The following is a 20,951-nucleotide window of genomic DNA, read 5'->3' as shown; positions in this document are numbered from 1 at the left end:
CTGCTCTCAGCCCACAGCTCTCAGCCCACAGCTCTCAGTCCACAGCTCTCAGTCCACAGCTCTCACGCCCACCACGCCACCTTGCCTTCACACCGGTTGCATGACGCCCGGCCCGTTCTACCGGCCGATTGGAAAACCTTCCTTCGTGTGCCATCGATCCTCTCGGAATTTCGATCCACCCTGACCCGGAGGACGAAGCGAATCGGGACGACCACTTTGCCAAGGCGACGCCAGGCTTTCAAATGCCCAAGCACGGTTCCGCAAAACCGGCGGGGAGGCGATACAGTGGTCGCTGGACCCGTTGGCACGTTCGCCTGCCGGGTTCCTGATGCAGTCGCCAGGACGTTCAAGGGCGACTGCCTGTTTTCAAATCGATAGACGACGCGAGAGAAGTAGCAAGGACATGGCTGATGTGTTGGTGATCGATGATGATCCGATGGTGCAGCAGCTGGTCGCCGCAGCCCTGAAGAAGTTGGATTTGGGTGTTCGGTTCGCGGATTCCGCCGCTGCCGGGCTCCAGGCAATCCGTGATCTGAATCCCGACACGTTGTTCTTGGACATCAAGTTACCCGACGTTTCGGGGTTGGACTTGACGGAGCAGATTCGGTTGTTGGATCCCAAACTGCCGGTGGTTTTTATCACCGTCTCGGACGACAGCAACACGGCGATTGAGGCGATGACGGCCGGCGCGTACGAGTTCTTGCTCAAGCCGTTGGACATGGCACAAGTGCAGGAAGTGGCGTGCCGCGCGATCAAGGCCCGCCGGATGATGCGGGTGCCGGTTCGGATGAGCGAATCGGTCGGTGAATTGGAGGGAGAGCGGCAATCGGGGACCGAAGATCCGATGATCGGTCGCAGCCTGCCGATGCTGGAGGTCTACAAAGATGTGGGGCGGGTGGCGAACCAGGAAGTGCCCGTGTTGATTTGCGGTGAGAGCGGAACGGGCAAGGAATTGGTGGCCCGCGCCGTCTACCAACACAGCCTGCGTTCGGACAAACCGTTTCTGGCGGTCAACTGTGCGGCGCTGTCGGAAACGCTTTTGGAAAGCGAGTTGTTCGGCCATGAAAAGGGAGCGTTCACCGGCGCCGATCGCCGCCGCATCGGCAAGTTTGAGCAGTGCGATGGTGGCACGATCTTTTTGGACGAGGTCGGCGACATGGCGGCCGAAGTCCAAAGCAAGGTTTTGCGGTTGCTGCAAGAGCAGACGTTCGAACGCGTGGGAGGTTCCGAAACGATTCAGACCGACGTCCGCATCATCTCCGCAACCAACCGCGATCTGGAAGCGATGATCGAAGCAGGCGAATTCCGATTGGACCTGTACCACCGGTTGAACGGCTATTTGATCCAGCTGCCACCGCTGCGCGACAGGATGGAAGATATCGTGCGGTTGGTGGAATACCTGTTGGTACGGTACAGCCGCGAATCCGGCAAGGAATTGCGGGGAATCGCCCCGGAGACGCTGGCGCGGCTGCGTCACTACGATTGGCCGGGCAACATTCGCGAAATGCAATCGGTGATTCGAAAAGCGGTATTAAAGTCGACCGGTCCGGTGTTGGTGCCCGACACGTTACCGACGGAAATCATCAACGCCGGCGGCGGAGACACCGAATTTCCGGAAGCGGAACGCCGCGCGAAGCCAGCTTCCAGCAACCCTCCCGTAGCAAGCGAGATCCAGCCGGGCCGCGGGTCGGGAGATCCGGCCGGCGCGGACGGGACGGGGGAGATGTGCAGCGATCTCGCGCAATTTCTCAGCGACGAACGGATCGCGAAATCGGAGACGTTGTACGCGGAGACTCTGGAGGTCATGGAGCGGTACCTGATCGCCCGTGTGCTGCGATCGACACAGGGAAATCAATCACGCGCCGCCGCCACCCTGGGGATCAGCCGGGGAAGTTTGCGCAACAAGATTCGCACGCTGGGAATCTCGATCGAAAGTCACGTGACCACCGCCGAACGCGGTTCCCGGTCGAAGGAGTGATGATTCCGGCAGCCGACTCACGGACGACACCTGCCTCGGATCAGAGATCCAAGGCGTGCGGTCGTTGCATTGATCAAAAGGGATTCTTGAGCCAATCATGAAACGAAAGACGCGAAGACGGGCGATCCCGATTCGATGGAAGTTGTTCACGATCACGGCGGTTGTCGGTCTGGTTGCCGCCGCGATCGCGATCAGCGGACTGTCCCGGATGCGGACGATCAATGACCGCATGAATTTGCTGGTCGATTTCGCGACCGAGACGTCACGGATTGCGGCCACGATGAAAGGGGAGTTGGTCACCGTCACACGTGCCGAGACGAACATGGTGTTGGCCAAAAGTGATGAGGAGATGGAGCGCCATCTGTTAACGATTGACACGACGTTGGACAGCCTTTCGCAAAACGTCGACAAGCTCCGGCCCTACGCGGGCGACACCACCCGCGAGTACCTTGACGATTTCCAATCCAAGTGGAATGCATGGCAGGTCAATCACCTGGAACTCCGCGGTCTCGCATTACAAAATTCCGATGTCCGCGCCCGGGAATTGTCGTTGGGTGAAGCGCGAGAGGCGTTGGATCGCTTGGATGCCAAGCTGAAGGAAATCTCCGACCAGGCCGATGAGACGTCGCCGCAGCAGACGCTCGTGCCTGAAATTCGGATCGGAGCGTTGCAGTTGCAGCGCATCGAGAAGAACTTGATGCTGGCTTCCAATGAACAGGCTGTGCGGGATTCCAAGCAGAAAGTCGAACCATTGCGAGTGTCAATCCGCGAACAGTTGCGGGCTCTCAGTGAACAGCCACAGGCCGATGAATCGCTGGTGGCGGAAGCGTCGGCAGCGTTTGAAGCCTACCTGCAAGTCCTGCAACGCATCCTGGATCACATGGGGCAAAGTTCCAACATCTACGTGATGGAATTGGTCTATGGAATCGGCGTGCCCATCGCAGACGAATGCGAATCATTGCTGGACAAGATCAGCGCCGCTGGCGAACAGGAGATCGACCAGCTGAAAGTCGAGAGCAGCGCCGCCTATATCAACGCCCGGCGGGGGCTGGTCTTGTTAAGTGTGATCGGAATTGCCACCAGCCTGCTGGTCTCGTTTCTGATCAGCGATCGCATCGCACGCGGCCTGGGCAAGCTGGCCACTTACGCCCGTGAGGTTCATCACGCCCGCGACCTGTCCCGCCCCATTCCGTCGGTCGGCAATGATGAAGTCGGTCAGGTCGCCGACGCGTTGGACGGAATGAGAAAAACGGTTTATTCGGCAACACGCCAGTTGGAACAGGTGAACGTGGCGTTGTCTGAAAAGTCGGAGGAAATGGAACAGTTCGTGTACACGGTTTCGCACGATCTGAAATCGCCGCTGGTTTCCTGCAAGGGGCTGCTGGGGCTGATGCGCGAAGATCTCCAGGACCAGGATTACGACGAGGTGTTTGATTCGATCGCTCGGATGGAGGGGGCGACGGACCAACTCGGACAAATCATCGACGACCTGCTGGAACTCAGTCGGATCGGACGCAAACCGATTTCGCCGGTCGATGTCGACGTCCATGCGATGTTGGTGCAGTTGGCCGATGACCTTCGGCAGCGCGTTCACGACGCCGGCGTCGATCTTCGGATTCAACCCAATCTTCCTCGCGTGCAAGCGGACGCCAGTGACCTCCGCCGACTGTTTGACAACTTAATCTCCAATGCGGTGAAGTACGCCAGCGACGTCGAGCAACCATGGGTCGAGGTGGGCGGAACGCAAGAATCCGACATCGTCCGTTATTATGTTCGCGACAACGGACCGGGGATCGAACCGGATTACCAGGAGAAAATCTTCGGGTTGTTCCAGCGTTTGGAACATTCCAAGGTGGGCACGGGACTCGGGTTGGCATCGGTGCGAAAAATCGCTCGGATGCATGGCGGGCGCGCCTGGGTGGAATCCGAGCCGAATCAGGGGGCGACGTTTTGGATTGAATTGCCGAAGAATTCGCAAGCTGGAACTTTTGAAGGGAACTCAGAATGAACGCGCACCTGCTGACCTTTCTACTTGTCGAGGACGATGACAATCATGCTCATTTGGTGATGCGCAGCCTGCGAAAGGCACGCGTCAGGAACCAGGTCTATCGCGTCACCGACGGCGTGGAGGCGCTCAAATTCCTGCGTCGGGAAGGCGAATTTCATGGCCATCCGCAACCCGATGTGGTGTTGCTGGACTTGAAACTTCCGAAAGTCGGCGGCCACGAGGTCCTGGCGTCCATCAAGCAGGACGATGAACTTAAAATGATTCCCGTGGTGATCATGACGACGTCGGATGCCGAATCGGACAGGGCGCGGGCCTACGAGCATCACGCCAACAGCTACGTCGTCAAACCGCTTGATTTTGATCGCTTCCGCGAGTTGGTCCGGGACCTGTGTCTGTATTGGGGCGTTTGGAATGAGCGGCCCGAAGGAGCATGATTTGTTGAACGAATCCTGTCCGCTAAGGGTGTTGTTGGTGGAGGACAATGAAACCCACCGCCACTTGATCCGAAGGCATCTCACCAAGAGCGTCGGCGAGGGCATCCAACTGACGCAGACCGACCGATTGCAAGAAGCATTGAATGAACTCGCCCGCGGGCCCTACGATGCTGTTCTGCTCGATCTCAGCCTGCCGGACAGCCCGTTGACTGAAACACTTCCCCGGCTGATCGACCAGGTGACCGACGTTCCGGTGGTCGTGCTGACTTCACTGGGGGACTTGGATTTTGCCAGTCAACTCGTCCAGCAGGGTGCCGACGACTTTCTGGTCAAATCGGAAATCACCGGGCAAACATTGCTACGGTCGATCCGCTACGCGATTGAGCGGAAAAAGAATCAGATCAAACTTTCCGAGTACGCGGCACGACTGAAAAAACGCAACGAGGAACTGAAGAGCTTCGCCCACACGATCGCCCACGAAGTTCGGTCACCGCTGAATGTGGTCTCCTGCTGCCTGTCCCTGGTGGAAGAAGAACAGGCCGGGCAACTGGACGAGGACAGCATGGAGGCCATCGCCGATGCGAAAGCCGCGATCAAGGGGATGGCCGAACTGGTCACCGATCTGCTGGACTTCTCGCGCGCCGAGCACGATCAGTCGCAACACGTCCCCGTCGCGATGCAATCTCTTCTCGGTGAAGTCCGCACGTCGCTTCGGACCGAGTTGGATCAGGCCCAAGCTGAACTCCAGGCTTCGGACTTGCCGGAAGTCCATGGCAATCCGGTCCAGCTACGGCAGTTGCTGAAGAATCTGATTTCCAACGCAATCAAGTACCGCCATCCGGAGCGGGTTCCGTCCGTTTCGGTTTGGGTTGCGCAGAGAGACTCGGAGTGGTTGGTCGGTGTGGACGACAACGGAATCGGCATCCCGGCGGATCGGATCGCCGACGTGTTCTCGCCCTTTGTGCGAGCCCACGAGTTCACGGGCGTTCCGGGGACCGGAATCGGATTGGCCTACTGCCGCCGAATCGTGGAGGCCCACGGCGGAGAGATCTGGATTGAGCAGAGTTCCGACGCAGGCACTTCGTTGCGGTTCACAATTGAAAAGGCAGCGCGGTAGGCGGTGCGTTGATTCTCGAGAGTCGGCTTGCACTCCGTGCGATTTTGCGAACATTGCCGCATTCATGTATTGCAAAAGACGTGTTTCCGAGCGGTCGGCCTGTCAGTCGACAGAGGCTTTGCTAACGTCCAGGTTCAACGACTGGCGGAGTTCGGCGAGAAGTCCCGGCAGGGTGTCCAGGTTGGCGCGAATCACGTCATCATCCTCCGTCTCCGCAGCACGCTCAATGTTCGCGGCACAAGACAGGATCCGCTGGCCGCCAAGGTTTGCGGCGCATCCTCGAAGCCGATGCGCCGCCGCCGCCGCCCCGCGGTAGTCGTGCCGCTGAAACGCTTGAGCGATGTTTGACCGCAAACTGTCCGATTGCGTGTCGAACGTTTCAACAAACAGCTCAAAGATGGCTTGGTCATTCTGGATCCGTTTCATCACACCCGCCCGATCAAAGACGGGCAGGCTCGCCAACGCGTCAAGCGTTTGCTTACATGCCGTCTGGGAAGAACTCGATTGATCGGACGGATCCGCGGCAGTCGCGGGCGAGTCGGTCGGCGGATCGCAGATCGACGACAGGGTCTCAAACAGTTGGTCGATATCGACCGGCTTGGGCACACAATCGTTCATTCCCGCACTCAAACATTCACGACGGTCGGTTTCGGTACCGCGGGCGCTCATCGCGATGATTGGAATGTCCGCGCCACCGTTCGCGACGGAACGTCGAATTCTGGCGGTCGCCTCGTAGCCGTCCATGACGGGCATTTGCAGATCCATCAGGACGACGTCGAACGGATTCCGTTGGAATTGCTCCACCGCTTGCAGTCCATGATCAGCGGTCGTCACTTCGCACCCGCGCCGTCGCAGCAGACGCTTCAATGCACGTTGATTCGCTGGGACGTCGTCCACCAACAACACTTTCACGCTTTTCATCAAATCCACCTCCTGGAATGCCCCTCAGAATCACCGTCAGCGCTCAGTTCATCATAGCGGCCTGACGGTCGCGAGCATGACTTCGTTGGCGGCGTCGTTGAAACGAATTTCCGAAGAAAGCCGGTGCATCAAATTCAGACCCCGGTCATGACCGATTGCGAACAGGTCTCGCAGATCGTTGCGAGAGTATTCGCGGACATCAAAGCCGTTGCCAGCATCACGGATCACGAATTTCGCTCGATCCCGGGTGATCTCCGAGTCGATGATCACCTTCCGTTGTCGGTATTCTGGGTGGCTGTTGCGGCCATGAATCACGTGCTTCAGTTCGCGACCCGAGGTGTCGCTGCGGAGTCGCGCCAGCAATTCGCGGCGGATCTCGAGGTTGCCGTGCAAAATGGCGTTCGTTATCGCCTCTTCCAAGGCGGTACAGGCCCGGATCCGATCCCACGGATCGCCCACCTCCATGCTTGCCATCGTTCGGTGCAGCGAACTGACCACGGGTTCGATCATGAACAGATCGTTGTCCAATTCGTAGCGGCAACGCTCTTCGGCCAATCGTCGGCCGGCAAAGTTGCGACAGCGGTCCACCATTCCTCGGGTGATCAACCGAGACACGGCAAGCTGGAGTCGCTGCGTCAGATGGGCGGCGGGAACATACGTGGCCACACCCAACGACAAAGCCTCTTCCGCTTCCGATTCGCTGCCCTGGGCGGTCAACGCGAGCATCGTCACCTGCGGGTGAGTCCGGCGGACGTGATCGACGAATTCAGTTGGAATTCCAGACGCGGAATCAAAGGCCGCGACGATCACATCGACACGGGATTGTGCCAGACGTTCGATCGCCTGGTCAGCGTCCCACACGTGTTCGACGCGCAACTTGGAACAATCGCCCAGGAGGAGTCCCGCCTGCTGCTGGATGTTGCTTGCGCGGCCAGCGACAAGAACGACAGGTTTCATTGGATTTCTCGTTTCTGAAAGGAGGCCGGAAGTTTGCAAAGGGCGAAATCTGTTTGTCACGCTCGCCATCGCTGCTGCGGCCGTTTCGCGTCAGCTCGGACGCAGCTGCCATGCCTGACCGCGAATCAGAATCGAGGTTGTTTCGCAACTTCGCTTACCGAAACGAGTTGCGTTGCCGCGTTTAGTAGCCACCGAGATTGGCATTGATCGGATCGGCAGGTAACAGCCTGACCGTCCTGGCACGAGCGGTTCCACCATCCGCGAGGGGCAGTTTCCCCTCGGAAGCGCTGTTCGGGGGATGGGCGTTCATGCTGGCTTCTTAGCGATCGAGCCAGGAAGGACGTCACGGATTTCGCGCTCTTTCGTCGGTGCCTGCGTTCCTGGCGGGCTTCGGCATCGATTTTGCAACCCTTTCATACACCGAGTAATCCACACCCGCGGAAACCTTCCCGCGGCCATCTGCATCGACCCGATGATCACGAGGAAAAATGATGTTTCGCAAGACAAGCTCACTGTTGCTGCTGACGCTGTTGTGCTTCGGTTGCAACGAGGGACCGGATCAGGACACCGTCGTTCCGGAACCTGCCGCGCCGGATACCACGGTGCCGGACACCACGACGCCTGAGCAGCCCATGCCGTCATCCGGGACCACTTCAACAGACGCGGCGTCGACGAATTCCAATGATTCGGCTGCCTCCGAATCGATGGTCGCGGTTGCGAACTTGGAACCGATCGGCGACAGCGGTGTGAAAGGCACCGTGACCTTCACCGCGGTCGATGGCGGCGTGAAAGTCACCGGCGAGGTGACGGGGTTGGAACCCGGGAAGCATGGATTCCACGTCCACGAAAAGGGCGATCTGTCCGACAAGGAAACGGGAAAGTCGGCGGGTGGTCACTTCAACCCTACCGACCAACCGCATGGCAAGCCAAGTGACGAAAAGCGGCACGTCGGCGATTTGGGGAACATCGAAGCCAACGAAGACGGAGTTGCGACCATCGAGATGACCGATGAAGTCATCAGTCTAAGTGGCGACGACGCGATTGTTGGCAAGTCGTTGATGATTCACGCCGGCGAGGACAAGTTCACCCAGCCGACCGGCGATGCCGGGGCGCGCGTGGCATTTGGCGTGATCGAAAAACAGTAACACGCTTCTAACGAACCGATCGAAAGCATTGGCAAGCGGGTCCATGACCCGCTTGCCTTTTTTGTTTGACGGTGCAATCACTCGCAATCGACCTTTCCCCTCCACATCGGAAGGGTCAAAGGCGAGGTACGACCCTTTGGTCAGAGCATCTATTGGGCAGGGCGTCTAACTGGAGAGCGCCACTTTGGGTGAGCCGCGTGGAGCTAGCCGCGGGTTTTTTCGCATCAACCGGCGGCTAGCGCCTTGCCGCTCATTGCACTGCAAATCACGGTGTTTTTGATTGAAAGTGGCGCTCCCCAGAGAGAACCAGCTGACATCAATTGCGTTGGACGTGCGCTCCCCGCGTCATCGCAAGTTCCTCCGTGACTCGTGCGCGAGCCGGAGGGTTACGTGACATCAATAGAAACCAATGCCTTGAAACGACGGGACAAATTGTGTGACACCGACGGTTGCGGAGGGGCTGAATCGACCCGCGCGGGTGGTGGTCGTCGGACTCCCCCATCGTTCAAGGTCGTCGGCCTTGCCATTAGTTGCGTTAGACGGGTCGCATCCATCCCGCGAGCTACTATAGTACTGCGTCCAATCCACGGCCGGCTGTCAGGCCGTGGAGCTTAGTCGTTATTCTCGGGAAGCCAAAATGAGAAGAAGTAAAGTGAACCGGAGCGGGTTCACGTTGGTTGAATTGCTGGTGGTGATCGCCATCATCGGCATTCTTGTGGGGCTGTTGTTGCCGGCCGTCCAGGCCGCGCGTGAAGCTGCTCGTCGCATGAGTTGCAGCAATAATTTCAAGCAAATCGGCTTGGCCATCCACAACTATCACAGTGCGTACAAGCAACTTCCGATGCACGGCGTCGGAACCGATGTTGGCGATGGCGGGCACAATTGGTGGACCTCATACAACAACCACAACTACTGGCGTCTGAGCGCGTTGGTGGGGATGAGCCCGTTCTTCGAACAGCAGGGCTTGTGGGAGCAGATCAGCAACCCCAACGCATCCCGAACCGATGGCGACACGGGGGCCGGAATCGGAACGACGACCAACCCTTGGCCTCCGATGGGCCCAACGCCGCAAAACATCCAGTACATCCCCTGGGCGACCGAAATCCCGATGCTGCGTTGTCCTAGCGATCCGGGACAGGGGTTGCCCTCACTGGGCCGGACCAACTACGCGATGGGCATGGGCGATTCGTTCTGGCGGACGATGCAGGGTGCGCTTCGACCGGCGAATCCAGGCGTTGCGACCGACTTCGCTACGCATTCGCGGGCGGCCAACCGTGGTTTCTTCACGTTGCACAATCAGAACCGATTCCGGGACGTGCTGGACGGACTTTCCAATACGATGGCGATGGGCGAGATTGCCACTGACCTCGGTGATTTTGACAACCGCACCCGTGCCAAGCGGCACCCGGGCGGCCAACCGGCTCAAACCCAAATCCGGGACAATCCTCGCTTGTGTGCCGAAGACACCTCGCCGATGATCGATCCGGCTCGGCCAAGGTTCTGGACGCAAGGCAACCTGGAAGGCGCCAGCAAGGGGCGCGGCTTTCGCTGGGCGGATAGTCAGAACGCACAGTCCAACGTGCACTCGATTCTGCCTCCCAACAGTGCTCTGTGCATCCCGCACGACTCCAACGGTCCGTCGATTATGACTGTGTCCAGTCGCCACCAAGGCGGTGCGCACATCCTGATGGGAGACGGTGCCGTGACGTTTGTCACCGATTCGATCGAAGCGGGCAATCAGAACAATGCTGTGGTTTGGCGAGGCGGAACCGCCGCGCTGAAGAACATGCCTGGTGCACAGAGTCCCTACGGGTTGTGGGGGGCGCTGGGTTCCAAGGCTGCAAAGGAGACGATCGACGAACAGCTCTAGGTTTTTCGTCGGTACGCAACCATGCGACGTTTGCACGCCGCTCGACCTCAGGTCGGGCGGCGTGTTTTCATGCGCGTCCCGCTATTGCGTCTTGATTTCTTGGGGTTCGGATTCTTCGAGGGAATCGATCATGTCGCCCCGATTGGCTTGCTCCTCCGCGGCGATTGCGGCTTCGTAGGCGCGCACTGCGTCGATTTGGTTTTCGGTGACCACGGGCTGGGGCGGTTCTGGCTGGCATCCGACCAGACACAACAGCAACACGCAGGTGGTCAGACAGAAGCATTTGAATAACAGAGGCATTGACGCGCTCCCGCACGTGGAATTTTGAAAGATCGTCCGAGGCCGTCGGAGCGTCAGGGATTGTATCAGACCGCCGTGGCACCACCGCGGGCGCCCCATCGGCTCCGACTGGACGACCGGCCACTCGGGCCCACCGAATGGACGGGCCCACCGAATGGAAGAGCCCGCCGGACCCGCATGATGCCGCGGGGCAGATATAATCGTGAATTCCATCCACCAGGTTCAGCGTGGCGACGATGTCGACTCGGTTCAGACGAAGCCGAAGGCACCGCACGTCCTCCGTCTGCCCGATTCGTCCGATTCACAGCACCATGACCGTGATCGACCGAACGGTTTCGCTGACGTTTTCAGCAACAGCCTGGGACCACCCCTCCGATCTTCCTTCCTTACCGATTCCGGGAGTTTCTTTGATGCGATTTTCAAAGTTCATCCTCTTGATGGCCGTTGTTGCGTTTGCCGGAGGTGCCCAACAGGGTTTTGCACAGTCTTCCGAATCGAGCGAAGCACCCAAACTTCGAATCATTTGTTTCGGAGCTCATCCGGACGATGCGGAATACAAAAGCGGCGGGACGGCGGCGATGTGGGCCCAACAGGGGCATCACGTCAAATTGGTTTCGGTGACCAACGGAGACATTGGCCATTGGAGCCAAGCCGGCGGACCGTTGGCGCGACGGAGGACGGCGGAATCCGCCGAGGTGGCGCGGCGCTTGGGAGTGACCAGCGAAGTCCTGGACATCCACGACGGGGAATTGATACCGACGTTGGAGAATCGGCGGAAGATCACGCGGCTGATTCGCCAGTGGGATGCCGACATCGTGATTGCCCACCGACCCTGGGACTACCATCCGGACCACCGCTACACGGGCGTGCTGGTCCAGGACGCCGCCTACATGGTCACCGTGCCTTACTTCTGTCCCAACACGCCGCCACTGAAAAAGAATCCCGTGTTTCTCTACTCCAGCGACCGTTTTCAGAAACCCTATCCGTTCGAGGCCGACATCGCCGTGGGAATCGACGACGTGTTTGAAAAGAAGGTCAATGCGTTGACCGCCCTGGTTTCACAGACCTTTGAAGGCGGTGCGCTGGGGAGTGCCGACGAGATGGCCGAAGCGCCGCCGGAGTCCAAGCCGCAATTACGCTACGAGTGGTTGCGACAGCGATGGGACCGCCGGCAGTCCGGCGAAGCGAAGAACTATCGCGCCGCCTTGATTCGGTGGTACGGCGAGGACCGAGCCGACGACATCAAGTACGCCGAAGCGTTTGAGATTTGCGAGTACGGCCGACAGCCCAGCGACGAAGAAATCCGTCAGCTATTTCCTTTCTTCCCGAAAGAATAAAACCGTGGGTGATTCCTACGGGCCAGCTGTCAATCAATGAAAACGCCAATGTAGCCACCGTCGCCAGACGGTGGTGCTGCGGCTTCACTCATGTAGCCCCCCGTCGCCAGACGGTGGTGCTACGGCCACACTCATGTAGCCACCATCGCCAGACGGTGGTGCTGCGGCCTCATTCATGTAGCCACCGCCAACAGACGGTGGTGCTGCGGCCTCATTCATGTAGCCACCGTCGCCAGACGGTGGTGCTGCCGCCTTGACCTGGCTCAGCCGAGCGTGGCTGCAGTGACACTCGGTGCGAGGCAATCAGCTGTCTTCGGTCGGACCGAGCGCGCTGGTCCAGATTTCGCGAATGACTTTCAGCTTGCGTTCTACCGAGCGCAAGGAGATGTCCAACCGTTCGGCAATTTCTTGATTGGAGTAACCTTCGAAGCGCAGGGTGGCGACTTGCCGTTGCGAGTCGTCCGGTAGCAGTTCGAACATCTTCTGTTGTTGTTCTTCCATCACCGCCAGAAAGTCCGCCGTGGGTTCGCCGTGCACCAGGTCGCCGAAACTACGGATGGGTCGATCGCCGGAACCCTCGAACACCGATTCGCCTCGTACCGATTCGCCGCCGCGTTTCTGGGCGGTCTGGCGGCGGATTTGGTCGACCGCCTTCATGCCGGCGATGGCAGTCAGTAATTTCCACAGATCGTCACGATTCTGCAGTTGCTGAAAACGGCCTTCGGCCGCACCGCGACAAAGACTGTCAAAGACGCTGACCGCGACGTCCTCCTCGTCCGCAATCCGGCGTGGAGCCGAACCCATCCTCCGGGCAGCCACCCGAACCAGTCGGGCAAAATAGCGTTCCCAGATTTTCTGTGTCGCGTCGTCCTGACCGGCTTTCAAATCGCCGATCCAGGCGGTGACGGAATCTTCTGGATTACCTTCGGATGGATGCATCGGTGTCAACCTACGGTGTCGGGTGGCTGAAACGAGGACTCGGCCAAACGCGAGGTCAGCTCGGGAACCGGCCGTGACCAGGCGGCGATGTGCCCCAAGTCCAAGCGACGATCGGCGATCACCGGCTGCAACGCCGATCGAATGCACTCGGCCAATGCCTCGTCTGTCGAAGAACCGAATCGACCTGACTCCGGCGGTTGAAACTTCTGGTCCAACAGGGCCGAGGATTGATTTGCGTCGAACAACCGGTTGCCCGACAGCAACTCCGCGGCGACGCAGCCGAAGGCGTACCAGTCGCAATGGGCACCGATGTCGGTCATCAAGAACTGTTCCGGTGGCATGTAAGCCGGTGTCCCCACCAGCGTGCGATCGGTCTGTTCGGCGCCCACCAATCGCGAAAGCCCAAAATCGGTGATCGCAATGTGCCCGGCACGATTGACCAACACGTTGGCGGGTTTGAGGTCCAGGTGCAGCACGCCGCATTGATGTGCGTGTCGCAGTCCGGCGGCGATCTGACCGAGGATGGCTCGGGCGGTCGCTCCGGGGATCGCCCCGAGTTGGCTGAGGACCGACCGTAAATCCGCTCCGTCGTAATAGTCCAGCGCGATGAAGCGTGTATGAAACGCGACAAAGTGGTCCCGCAGAGAAATGATGTTGTCGTGTTGCAGACGCTGAAGCAGCGCTGCCTCCTGCTGAAAGCGATTGACGACGTTGGGGCTGGCGACAAAGCGGTGCCGCAACATCTTGAGCGCCACCGTTGTCCGATCGGAGACTTGTTCCGCACGATACACCACCCCCATGGCTCCCGTACCGACACATCGCTGCAACAGGTACCCGTGAAGGTTTTTTCCGCACAAGGCGTCGCGGTGTCGGGCCCCCAGGCGTTGGCTGACCAGCCGGCTGAAGGCAAGGTCGAACTCGTCGCGGGTTTCGCGAAGCTGACGGAGCGCCGGTGCAGGAAGGAACAAGGCCTTCACCGGCGATGCGGCACGGACGTCCGCCGAACAGGGGTAACCGGTCAGCAGCGACATCTCACCCAGGACGCCACCGGGCCCGTCCACATCGATGACCTGGCGGTCCGGACCTTCCCCGCAAATCACTTCGACCGAACCTTCTGTCAGCAGAAACAAGCCGGGGGCCGGGCTGCCTGCCCGGAGCAGCGATTGGTCTGCGTCAAACGCGGCGGGTTGCATCTGCGTCGCTAGCTGGGATCGGGCATTGAAGGTCAGGTCTTGGAGGGCCGGACAGCTGTGAACGGCACGCCAGGTTGACACGGCGACCCCTTTGGGGATCACTCCGCCGGATGCCGACTCCGCATTCGTCGATTGGCCGATCAAGTCGTCACGAAGCGCCTGCAATTCCTGCGACAGCCAGTCCCGACGCTTCGGCTCCACACGGCTCAGCCAATCCTCGGCTCGGCTGGACCACTGCTGATCGGAAACCAACTCGCCGGCACGAAATTCCGCCTCCACCGCGTCGCAAATGGCGTCGATCTGGGCTGCCGCCTGGGCGTCGCGGGTCAGGTTCATCAGTGAGGACCACCATCTGCGAAAACCGACCACGCCAACGGCGGCGAATCGGTGAGTGAGGCGATTGCGGCGTCACGCGACATCACGGGCCGCCCGCACGAAAACCTCTCCGGCGAACGCCAATGTATCCGATTCATACCATCCGGCACGCGTTCGCAAAGCCGGACAGGACGCTGGCTGCAAAAACATGCCGACGCGATCTCAAAGATGTCTTTTTAGAGTCGTTCGGGCAAAGGAGGTGGATTCAACTTCGCAACCCGATTCGGTACAAATTTTGGACGCAATCGTTTCGAAGTTCGGCGGCCGGATTTCCTGTTCGGAACTCAGTTCGCCCAGGTGATGGAACGGGGCTGTGTACCGTATACTAGCCCCCGGCAACGCCACTCGGATATGGAAAGCCCTGGAATCATGGGCCAGGGTGGAGCGACCGTCGGCAGACGATGGTCGTACCCCGTTTTTCACGCTCGGGCGAGCGTCGCGATCCTCAAGTGGTGTTGTCCAACCAGGCCACAGGTGGATCATTTCAAACTTCAGATTCTTGGCTTTGAAGCCGCCACGTGTCGCAGTGAGAAGCGGCGCGTCGGTCAGACGATCGGTTACGACAATTCCCTTTCGACGGTGCAGACATGGATTCCAAGGAGACCGAGACGGCTCTTCAACAGTTGGCGTCGGACGACGGCGTGGTTCGAGAAAAGGCTCGCAAGTCGCTGGTCGCGACGCACAGCCCGGAAGTCATTCGGGCGCTGATCTCCGAATTGGTCGATCCTCGCAAACAGGTCCGCTGGGAAGCAGCAAAAGCCCTGTCAGAAATCGGCGATCCCGTCGCCGCCCTGGGGTTGGTTCATGCGATGGATGATGACAGCAAGGAAGTGGCGTGGATTGCCGCCGAGGGCGTCGCGGCAATGGGGACCGCCGGCCTGACTGCGGTGCTGAGCGGATTGACGCGATCGAGCCGCTGTCCGGAATTCCACAAAGTGGCCCACCATGCCCTGAAGGAATTCCACAAGCGGGGGACGAATCGCGAGATCGTGGAAACCGTGATGCAGGCCCTGGAGGGCGTGGAACCACGGTTGACCGCGCCGGTGGTCGCCTACGAGGCCCTGTCCAAACTACGGTTGGCCAAGACGTCGGCGTGAAGCCAACGCTCGCGAACAATCTTCACCGTCCCGCTCGAAGGTTGTGAATTGAATTCACCCTCCTTTCTAAGGAGGGTCGAGCGCAGCGAGGGAAGGATTGCCGCGCCCCTCGCAGAAACGGATTGCCGTCGTCGCTTCGCAGCTGGAGTCAAGCAAGGTCCATCGACAATCGCTTCACTCACTCAGGCCCGCGACGACGATTGCAATGGGCATCGTGAACAACTCGATCCGCTCCTGCTTCTGCAAGGCGAACCCGGCGTCGCCAAGCAGTTTCTCTAGCGGGATGGGTTGGCAATCGACGATGTGCGGAAAATGGGCATGCATCCACACGTAGGTTTTTTCGAGCAGGCTTTCCGACTGCCCGTCGGAGACCGTGGCCATGCTGACGACGCCCAGGCGTCCGTTCGGTTTGAGCACGCGTCGGCATTCGGCCAAAACTGCCGGAATTGCCTCCAGGTCGAACAACTCCAGGGTGAAGCTCATGGTGACAACGTCGAACTGGTCGTCGGGAAAAGGTATCGGCGGAACCGATTCGACCAACAACTCCACACGATCTTCCACCCCTTCGTACCGCACCCGCTTTGCTGCGACGTCACGCATGCCGCTGGAAATGTCGACGCCGGCAACTCTTCCGTCGGGACCGACCGCCTGGGCCAGCGCAACCAAGGAATGACCCGTCCCGTAGCCGATTTCCAGGACGGATTCGCCCGGGCGGACACCGAGCATTTCCAAGCCCTTTTCGCGGGCCACGTGTTCGCCGCCATCGGCGATCAGGTCGTACGCGTGACTGATCCGGTCGTAGAACTGTCGGGTCGGATTGGCCGTCATGAAAGCACTCCGAACGGGGCATGAAAAAACATAGCGGCAAGCGATTGCGGAAACAGTCGGACCATGCCGCAAACACCTCCAACAGCTGACCAACATACCGCATCGCATCCGACCCGTTGTGCTCAACAGACCGTGTCGGCATCAACGGGACATCACGCTTCTCGGGCTGAAAGCCCGCTTGTTTGCCCAGCCCAGCCCGTCAGGGCTGGGAAACCGGCAACATCAAGACGCCGAGGGCCAACGGCCCGACCGTTTGCATGATCCCCTCATTGTCTGCTCAACGGCTAGTGACCGTGCTCGTCATGATCATGGTCGTGGCTGAGTTTTCCCGTGTAGGATTTGCCCTCAATCTCCACGGTGATGGCCCCCTCGGCGCCTGCGTCCAACCATTCATCCAACGTCGCTTCGGTGGACGTGAATTGAGCGTTCCCTCCGGCGGCAGCGTCCGAATTGGCTGCGAGCTCGAAGGTCTGGACTTGGCCATCGTGCTTCAGGCTCAAGCTGAGCGACTCGGCGGGAATCGTCACGGCTTCTTTCGCGGCACCATCGAGCAGGTAGATCGAAACCCCGTCTTCGCCGTGCACGAGTTCACCGTGGTACGCCTCGTTGCCAAGTTCAATCAGGTCTCCGCCGTGGGGGCCATGTTCGGGGTGCCCGCCGGCCTCATGTTCCGCGTGGTCTTCGTGCCCGGCATGATCGTCATGGCCTTCATGGTCGCCATCGGCATGCGTTTGCGATCCTGAGACCTCGGCTGTGGAATCGGTCGATTGGCTGCAACCGCCCAGGAAACACGCGGTCGCCAGCATCAGCGGCGCGACCATCTTCCAGTTCTGAGAAAACATCATCTTTGATGACTCCTTATCGAATCCAGACGGGACCAAACGCGACACCGTGCCACCTTCGGATCCGCCAAAGTGATTTCAGTTTCGACGACGTTGCCCCTCAAACTTCGACGGGTTCGCGTCGGTGCTGTTTTGCCGGTGGACGCGGCGGAGGTGTTTCAAATTGATCGGCGCGGTCGGCACGTTCCTGCAAGATGCGTTCACCGGCCGACCTGCCGACCGTCCAAAACAGGGCCGGCCGGACGAAGAATTCGGCCAGAGTGCTGGTCAGTAATCCGCCCACGATCACCGTCGCGACCGGGTACAGGATTTCCTTGCCGGGTTCGCCCGCCGCCAACGCCAGGGGCAACAGACCGATGCCACTGGTCAGTGCCGTCATCAACACCGGCGCCATCCGTTCCTGGCCCGCGCGCCGGACCATCGACCGCGTCCACTGCTCCCCTTCAAACTCAACCAGATGCAGATAGTGATTCAGCAGCAGGATCCCGTTCCGGCTGGCGATGCCGCAAAGCGAAATGAAACCGACCATCGCGGCGACGGTCAGGTTCTGTTCGGTCAGGACCAAGGCCGCAACGGCCCCGATGAACGCGGTCGGCAACGCGGCAAGAACCTGAAGGGAGAAGTTCACGTTGGAGAAGAGTGTGAACAGGACCAGGAACATGCCGGCAAGCGCGACAACCGACAGAATCGCCAGCCGACGCGTCGCCGATTGCTGACTCTCGAACTGGCCGCCGTATTCGATGAAGTAACCTGGCGGCAATTCCATCTCTGCCAATCGTGACTTGATATCCGAAACGACGTCGACGACCCCTCGCTGAGAAACATTCGCTTGCAACACGATCCGCCGACGGACTTGTTCTCGCTTGATCGTATTCGGTCCGCCGCTTTCGTAGATCCTGGCGACCGAGCCCAACGCGATCGTGCCCCCGTCCGGTAGCGTGATCGCCATCCGTCGTAATTTGCTTTGGTCTTCGCGGAACGGTTCATCCAGTCGCAACAACAGATCGAACGTCCGCTGCCCTTTCAAAATCTGGCTGACCACCTGGCCATTCATCGCGGTTTCGACCAGTTCCATCACATCGGTTGGATGCAACCCGTAGCGGACCAGGGCATCCCGATCGAGCTCGATTCTCAATTGCGGGATGTTCGTTTGCTGCTCGACCATCACATCGGCCAGGCCCTCGATGTCCGCGATCCGCTGTTTCATCTCGTGGGCTTTCCGGCGGAGAATGTCCAGGTCGTCGCCGTAGAGCTTGATACCGATTTGTGCTTTGACGCCGGATATCATGTGACTGATCAAGTGGGCCAGCGGTTGTTCGGTGCTGGAAACCACTCCGGGAATCTCATCCATGGCTTCTCGGATTTCTTCAATCGTTCTTTCCCGATCCACGCCATCGGCGATCTCCAACACAAACTCACTGACGTTCACTCCCTCGGCGTGCTCATCCAATTCCGCACGTCCGGTTCGCCGCACCACGGTTTCAACATCCTGGATCTTCAGCAGCCGTTCCTGGACCCGGTTCCCGATTTCGTTGCTGGTGGCCAGCGAGGTGCCGGGGGCCAGCAGCGCGTTGACTTGCACGCTCCCTTCGTTGAAGGGCGGCAGAAAGTCTCGCTCGAGGGATACCAACGCGATCCCGGAAAACAGCACCAACACGGCGGCCACACCCAACACCGGACCGGGGAATCGTGTGCTGAAGTTGATCGCCGTTGCGGCGATTCCCTTCAGCCCCTCCAGCAATCGTCCTTCTTCGGCTTCGGCACCGCCGAGCAGACGTTCGGCCACCTGCAAAAGGATCCAGAACAACGGGGTGCCGGCCAGCGTCCACCAGATCGGATCGCCCGGCAACGGATCGGGCGATCCCAGGACGTCAAAGAAGCGCGGAATGACCCAGTAGAAAGTCAAAGCCGAGACGGCGGCCGCCAGCAGGGGCGCGACCAACTTCCAGGTTCGATCACCCACCAGCAACAGGGATGACAATGCCGGCGTGACCGTCAAAGAGACTGCCAGCGAGGCGAGCAGCGAAACGACATAGCCCATCGCCAACGGAATGAAGAGTTTTCCTTCCATCCCTTGAAGCGCGAACAGCGGGATGAAGACCAGCACGACGATTGCCGTTCCGAACACAATCGAACTTCGAACCTCCGTGCTGGCGTCCAACACGACCTTCAGCGTCGATCGCGGATGGTCGCTGTGTCGGTTATCGCGCAGCCGGCGAAAAATGTTCTCGACGTCGACGATCGCATCGTCGACCAGTTCGCCGATGGCGACGGCGATTCCGCCCAGGGTCATCGTATTGATGCTCAATCCGAAGAGGGCGAACACGCAGGCGGTGGCTACGATCGAGAGGGGAATCGCGGTCAGCGTGATGAACGTGGTGCGAAAGTTCAACAAGAACAAAAACAAGATGATCAGCACCAAGACGCCGCCATCGGACAGGGCTTCGACGACGTTTTCCACCGCCCGGTCGATGAAAGAGCGTTGGGAGTACATGTTGGCGATGCGGATGTCGTCGGGCAGTGAGACACGAAGCTCTTCGAGCGCATCACGGATCGCATCGTCCACCGCGCGGGTATCGCTTCCGGGCTGTTTGTTGATCGTCAACACCACCGCGTCGCCTCCTTCGACGGCGCCATCCTTGGCGCGGACAAAGGCCGACGCATCGCCCCGTTTGACTTGCGGAGCTTGCACCACTTTGGCAATCTCCGAGAGCGTGATGGCGCGATCCTCCCGCATCACCACGACCAGCTTCCGCAGATCTTCAAGTGTCTGGACGCGGCCGAGTCCGCGAACCAAAAGTTCGTTCGCCCCTCGGTCATCCAAATAACCGCCGACGGCGTTCAGGTTGGATCGCGAAACAGCCTCATGCACGTCGTGCATCGTGATCCCGAAGGTGCGCAGGGCGTCCGGATCGACCAGCACCTGGTACTGCATCCTTCCGCCGCCCATGGTGAAAACCTGTGACACACCGGGAATGGTCAGCAAGCGTTGGCGGACGACCCAATCGGCCAACGTCCGCACCTCCATGGGTGGCGTCTTCTCGCCCTCGCTCCACATCCCGTACATCAAGATCTGTCCCATGATCGACGAGATTGGGGCGAGGGTCGGGTTGATGCCCGCGGGCAATTGTTCGGCGGCCAATTGCAACCGCTCATTGACGATCTGGCGATCGTTGTAGATGTCGGTGTTCCAATCAAATTCGACGTAGATGACCGAGATCCCGGTGCCGCTGCTGCTGCGGACCGCCATCACGCCGCTGGCACCGTTGAAGGCCGTCTCCAGCGGAAAGGTGATCAGGGATTCCACTTCCTCTGGCGCCATCCCCGGCGCCTCGGTGATGACCACCACACGGGGGCGGTTCAAATTCGGGAAGACATCGATCGGCAATTGCGCCGTCTGCCACGTACCGACCCCCAACAGGATCACGGCAACGGCCAGGACTAGCGTCCGGTTGTGCAGCGAAAACGAAATGATTTTGTCAAGCATGGGCGAAGCCGCCTTGGAATCGTTGCCGTGAAAGGCAGTCGAAAAACTGTGTGGAAAGAATCGTCGTCACGGCGAATGGTTTCTTGCGTGCCGGAGACGTGTCGCGATTCGCTTTCTGGACGA

General features: G+C 59.6%; 16 protein-coding genes. 8 read left to right on the top strand and 8 right to left on the bottom strand.

All coding sequences use genetic code 11. The features are described from left to right. The first annotated feature begins 403 nt into the window (after window positions 1–403). The 4 genes from FYK55_RS12200 to FYK55_RS12185 all read left to right on the top strand — a co-directional run bounded on the left by FYK55_RS12200 (window position 404) and on the right by FYK55_RS12185 (window position 5,537). Complete coding sequence (locus tag FYK55_RS12200) at window positions 404–1,978, top strand: sigma-54-dependent transcriptional regulator (RefSeq protein ID WP_150076706.1); 1,575 nt, start codon at window positions 404–406, stop codon at window positions 1,976–1,978. 97 nt (window positions 1,979–2,075) lie between these two features. Then, window positions 2,076–3,986, top strand: coding sequence for an ATP-binding protein (locus FYK55_RS12195; RefSeq protein WP_150076705.1), 1,911 nt, complete (start codon window positions 2,076–2,078; stop codon window positions 3,984–3,986). Beyond that, on the top strand, window positions 3,983–4,420 hold the full coding sequence (locus tag FYK55_RS12190) for a response regulator (RefSeq protein ID WP_150076704.1): 438 nt from the start codon (window positions 3,983–3,985) through the stop codon (window positions 4,418–4,420). The genes FYK55_RS12195 and FYK55_RS12190 overlap by 4 nt, the downstream gene beginning before the upstream one ends. Window positions 4,421–4,424: 4 nt before the next feature. After that, on the top strand, window positions 4,425–5,537 hold the full coding sequence (locus FYK55_RS12185; RefSeq protein ID WP_161604464.1) for a sensor histidine kinase: 1,113 nt from the start codon (window positions 4,425–4,427) through the stop codon (window positions 5,535–5,537). A 102-nt stretch (window positions 5,538–5,639) separates the two neighbouring features. Here the strand turns inward: FYK55_RS12185 and FYK55_RS12180 are convergent, their stop codons facing one another. Both FYK55_RS12180 and FYK55_RS12175 read right to left on the bottom strand, forming a co-directional pair. After that, window positions 5,640–6,458 carry a response regulator gene (locus tag FYK55_RS12180; protein WP_150076702.1) on the bottom strand — a complete coding sequence of 273 codons (819 nt, stop codon included), beginning with the start codon at window positions 6,456–6,458 and terminating at the stop codon, window positions 5,640–5,642. Window positions 6,459–6,509: 51 nt separating this feature from the next. Continuing rightward, window positions 6,510–7,415 carry an ATP-binding response regulator gene (locus FYK55_RS12175; protein ID WP_161604463.1) on the bottom strand — a complete coding sequence of 302 codons (906 nt, stop codon included), beginning with the start codon at window positions 7,413–7,415 and terminating at the stop codon, window positions 6,510–6,512. A gap of 488 nt (window positions 7,416–7,903) precedes the next feature. Between FYK55_RS12175 and FYK55_RS12170 the strand changes: the two genes are divergently transcribed. Both FYK55_RS12170 and FYK55_RS12165 read left to right on the top strand, forming a co-directional pair. Further along, a complete protein-coding gene (locus FYK55_RS12170; RefSeq protein ID WP_201743697.1) occupies window positions 7,904–8,560 on the top strand; it encodes a superoxide dismutase family protein in 657 nt (218 codons plus the stop codon). 637 nt (window positions 8,561–9,197) lie between these two features. Then, complete coding sequence (locus FYK55_RS12165) at window positions 9,198–10,430, top strand: DUF1559 domain-containing protein (RefSeq protein ID WP_150076699.1); 1,233 nt, start codon at window positions 9,198–9,200, stop codon at window positions 10,428–10,430. Between the two features lie 81 nt (window positions 10,431–10,511). Here the strand turns inward: FYK55_RS12165 and FYK55_RS12160 are convergent, their stop codons facing one another. Continuing rightward, entirely contained in the window at window positions 10,512–10,730 is a 219-nt protein-coding gene (locus tag FYK55_RS12160) for a hypothetical protein (protein ID WP_150076698.1), read from the bottom strand. Window positions 10,731–11,140: 410 nt separating this feature from the next. On the opposite strand from FYK55_RS12160, the gene FYK55_RS12155 reads away from it, so the two are divergent. Next, complete coding sequence (locus tag FYK55_RS12155) at window positions 11,141–12,067, top strand: PIG-L deacetylase family protein (protein WP_201743696.1); 927 nt, start codon at window positions 11,141–11,143, stop codon at window positions 12,065–12,067. A gap of 303 nt (window positions 12,068–12,370) precedes the next feature. On the opposite strand, the gene FYK55_RS12150 is transcribed toward FYK55_RS12155, so the two are convergent. Further along, on the bottom strand, window positions 12,371–13,006 hold the full coding sequence (locus FYK55_RS12150; RefSeq protein ID WP_150076697.1) for an ECF-type sigma factor: 636 nt from the start codon (window positions 13,004–13,006) through the stop codon (window positions 12,371–12,373). A 5-nt stretch (window positions 13,007–13,011) separates the two neighbouring features. Next, window positions 13,012–14,535, bottom strand: coding sequence for a protein kinase domain-containing protein (locus FYK55_RS12145; RefSeq protein ID WP_150076696.1), 1,524 nt, complete (start codon window positions 14,533–14,535; stop codon window positions 13,012–13,014). Between the two features lie 626 nt (window positions 14,536–15,161). Between FYK55_RS12145 and FYK55_RS12140 the strand changes: the two genes are divergently transcribed. Further along, a complete protein-coding gene (locus FYK55_RS12140) occupies window positions 15,162–15,671 on the top strand; it encodes a HEAT repeat domain-containing protein (protein WP_150076695.1) in 510 nt (169 codons plus the stop codon). 174 nt (window positions 15,672–15,845) lie between these two features. Here the strand turns inward: FYK55_RS12140 and FYK55_RS12135 are convergent, their stop codons facing one another. The 3 genes from FYK55_RS12135 to FYK55_RS12125 form a co-directional block, all read right to left on the bottom strand. Then, window positions 15,846–16,499, bottom strand: a complete 654-nt coding sequence (locus FYK55_RS12135) for a methyltransferase domain-containing protein (RefSeq protein ID WP_150076694.1) — start codon at window positions 16,497–16,499, stop codon at window positions 15,846–15,848. A 284-nt stretch (window positions 16,500–16,783) separates the two neighbouring features. After that, a complete protein-coding gene (locus FYK55_RS12130) occupies window positions 16,784–17,344 on the bottom strand; it encodes a hypothetical protein (protein ID WP_150076693.1) in 561 nt (186 codons plus the stop codon). 97 nt (window positions 17,345–17,441) lie between these two features. Continuing rightward, window positions 17,442–20,828 carry an efflux RND transporter permease subunit gene (locus FYK55_RS12125; RefSeq protein WP_150076692.1) on the bottom strand — a complete coding sequence of 1,129 codons (3,387 nt, stop codon included), beginning with the start codon at window positions 20,826–20,828 and terminating at the stop codon, window positions 17,442–17,444. Between the last annotated feature and the right edge of the window lie 123 nt (window positions 20,829–20,951).

This window comes from Roseiconus nitratireducens (genome assembly GCF_008629675.1).
GTDB lineage: Bacteria > Planctomycetota > Planctomycetia > Pirellulales > Pirellulaceae > Stieleria > Stieleria nitratireducens.
The sequence above is the reverse complement of the archived record's forward strand: the minus strand, read 5'-3'. Positions and strand labels throughout refer to the sequence as shown.

Bases quoted from the DNA above. Each gene is read 5' to 3' on its own strand.
- FYK55_RS12175 (WP_161604463.1), bottom strand. From the start codon at position 7,415: ATGAAACCTGTCGTTCTTGTCGCTGGCCGCGCAAGCAACATCCAGCAG.
- FYK55_RS12135 (WP_150076694.1), bottom strand. From the start codon at position 16,499: ATGACGGCCAATCCGACCCGACAGTTCTACGACCGGATCAGTCACGCG.
- FYK55_RS12150 (WP_150076697.1), bottom strand. From the start codon at position 13,006: ATGCATCCATCCGAAGGTAATCCAGAAGATTCCGTCACCGCCTGGATC.
- FYK55_RS12145 (WP_150076696.1), bottom strand. From the start codon at position 14,535: ATGAACCTGACCCGCGACGCCCAGGCGGCAGCCCAGATCGACGCCATT.
- FYK55_RS12130 (WP_150076693.1), bottom strand. From the start codon at position 17,344: ATGATGTTTTCTCAGAACTGGAAGATGGTCGCGCCGCTGATGCTGGCG.
- FYK55_RS12180 (WP_150076702.1), bottom strand. From the start codon at position 6,458: ATGAAAAGCGTGAAAGTGTTGTTGGTGGACGACGTCCCAGCGAATCAA.
- FYK55_RS12195 (WP_150076705.1), top strand. From the start codon at position 2,076: ATGAAACGAAAGACGCGAAGACGGGCGATCCCGATTCGATGGAAGTTG.
- FYK55_RS12190 (WP_150076704.1), top strand. From the start codon at position 3,983: ATGAACGCGCACCTGCTGACCTTTCTACTTGTCGAGGACGATGACAAT.
- FYK55_RS12200 (WP_150076706.1), top strand. From the start codon at position 404: ATGGCTGATGTGTTGGTGATCGATGATGATCCGATGGTGCAGCAGCTG.
- FYK55_RS12170 (WP_201743697.1), top strand. From the start codon at position 7,904: ATGATGTTTCGCAAGACAAGCTCACTGTTGCTGCTGACGCTGTTGTGC.
- FYK55_RS12165 (WP_150076699.1), top strand. From the start codon at position 9,198: ATGAGAAGAAGTAAAGTGAACCGGAGCGGGTTCACGTTGGTTGAATTG.
- FYK55_RS12125 (WP_150076692.1), bottom strand. From the start codon at position 20,828: ATGCTTGACAAAATCATTTCGTTTTCGCTGCACAACCGGACGCTAGTC.
- FYK55_RS12160 (WP_150076698.1), bottom strand. From the start codon at position 10,730: ATGCCTCTGTTATTCAAATGCTTCTGTCTGACCACCTGCGTGTTGCTG.
- FYK55_RS12140 (WP_150076695.1), top strand. From the start codon at position 15,162: ATGGATTCCAAGGAGACCGAGACGGCTCTTCAACAGTTGGCGTCGGAC.
- FYK55_RS12155 (WP_201743696.1), top strand. From the start codon at position 11,141: ATGCGATTTTCAAAGTTCATCCTCTTGATGGCCGTTGTTGCGTTTGCC.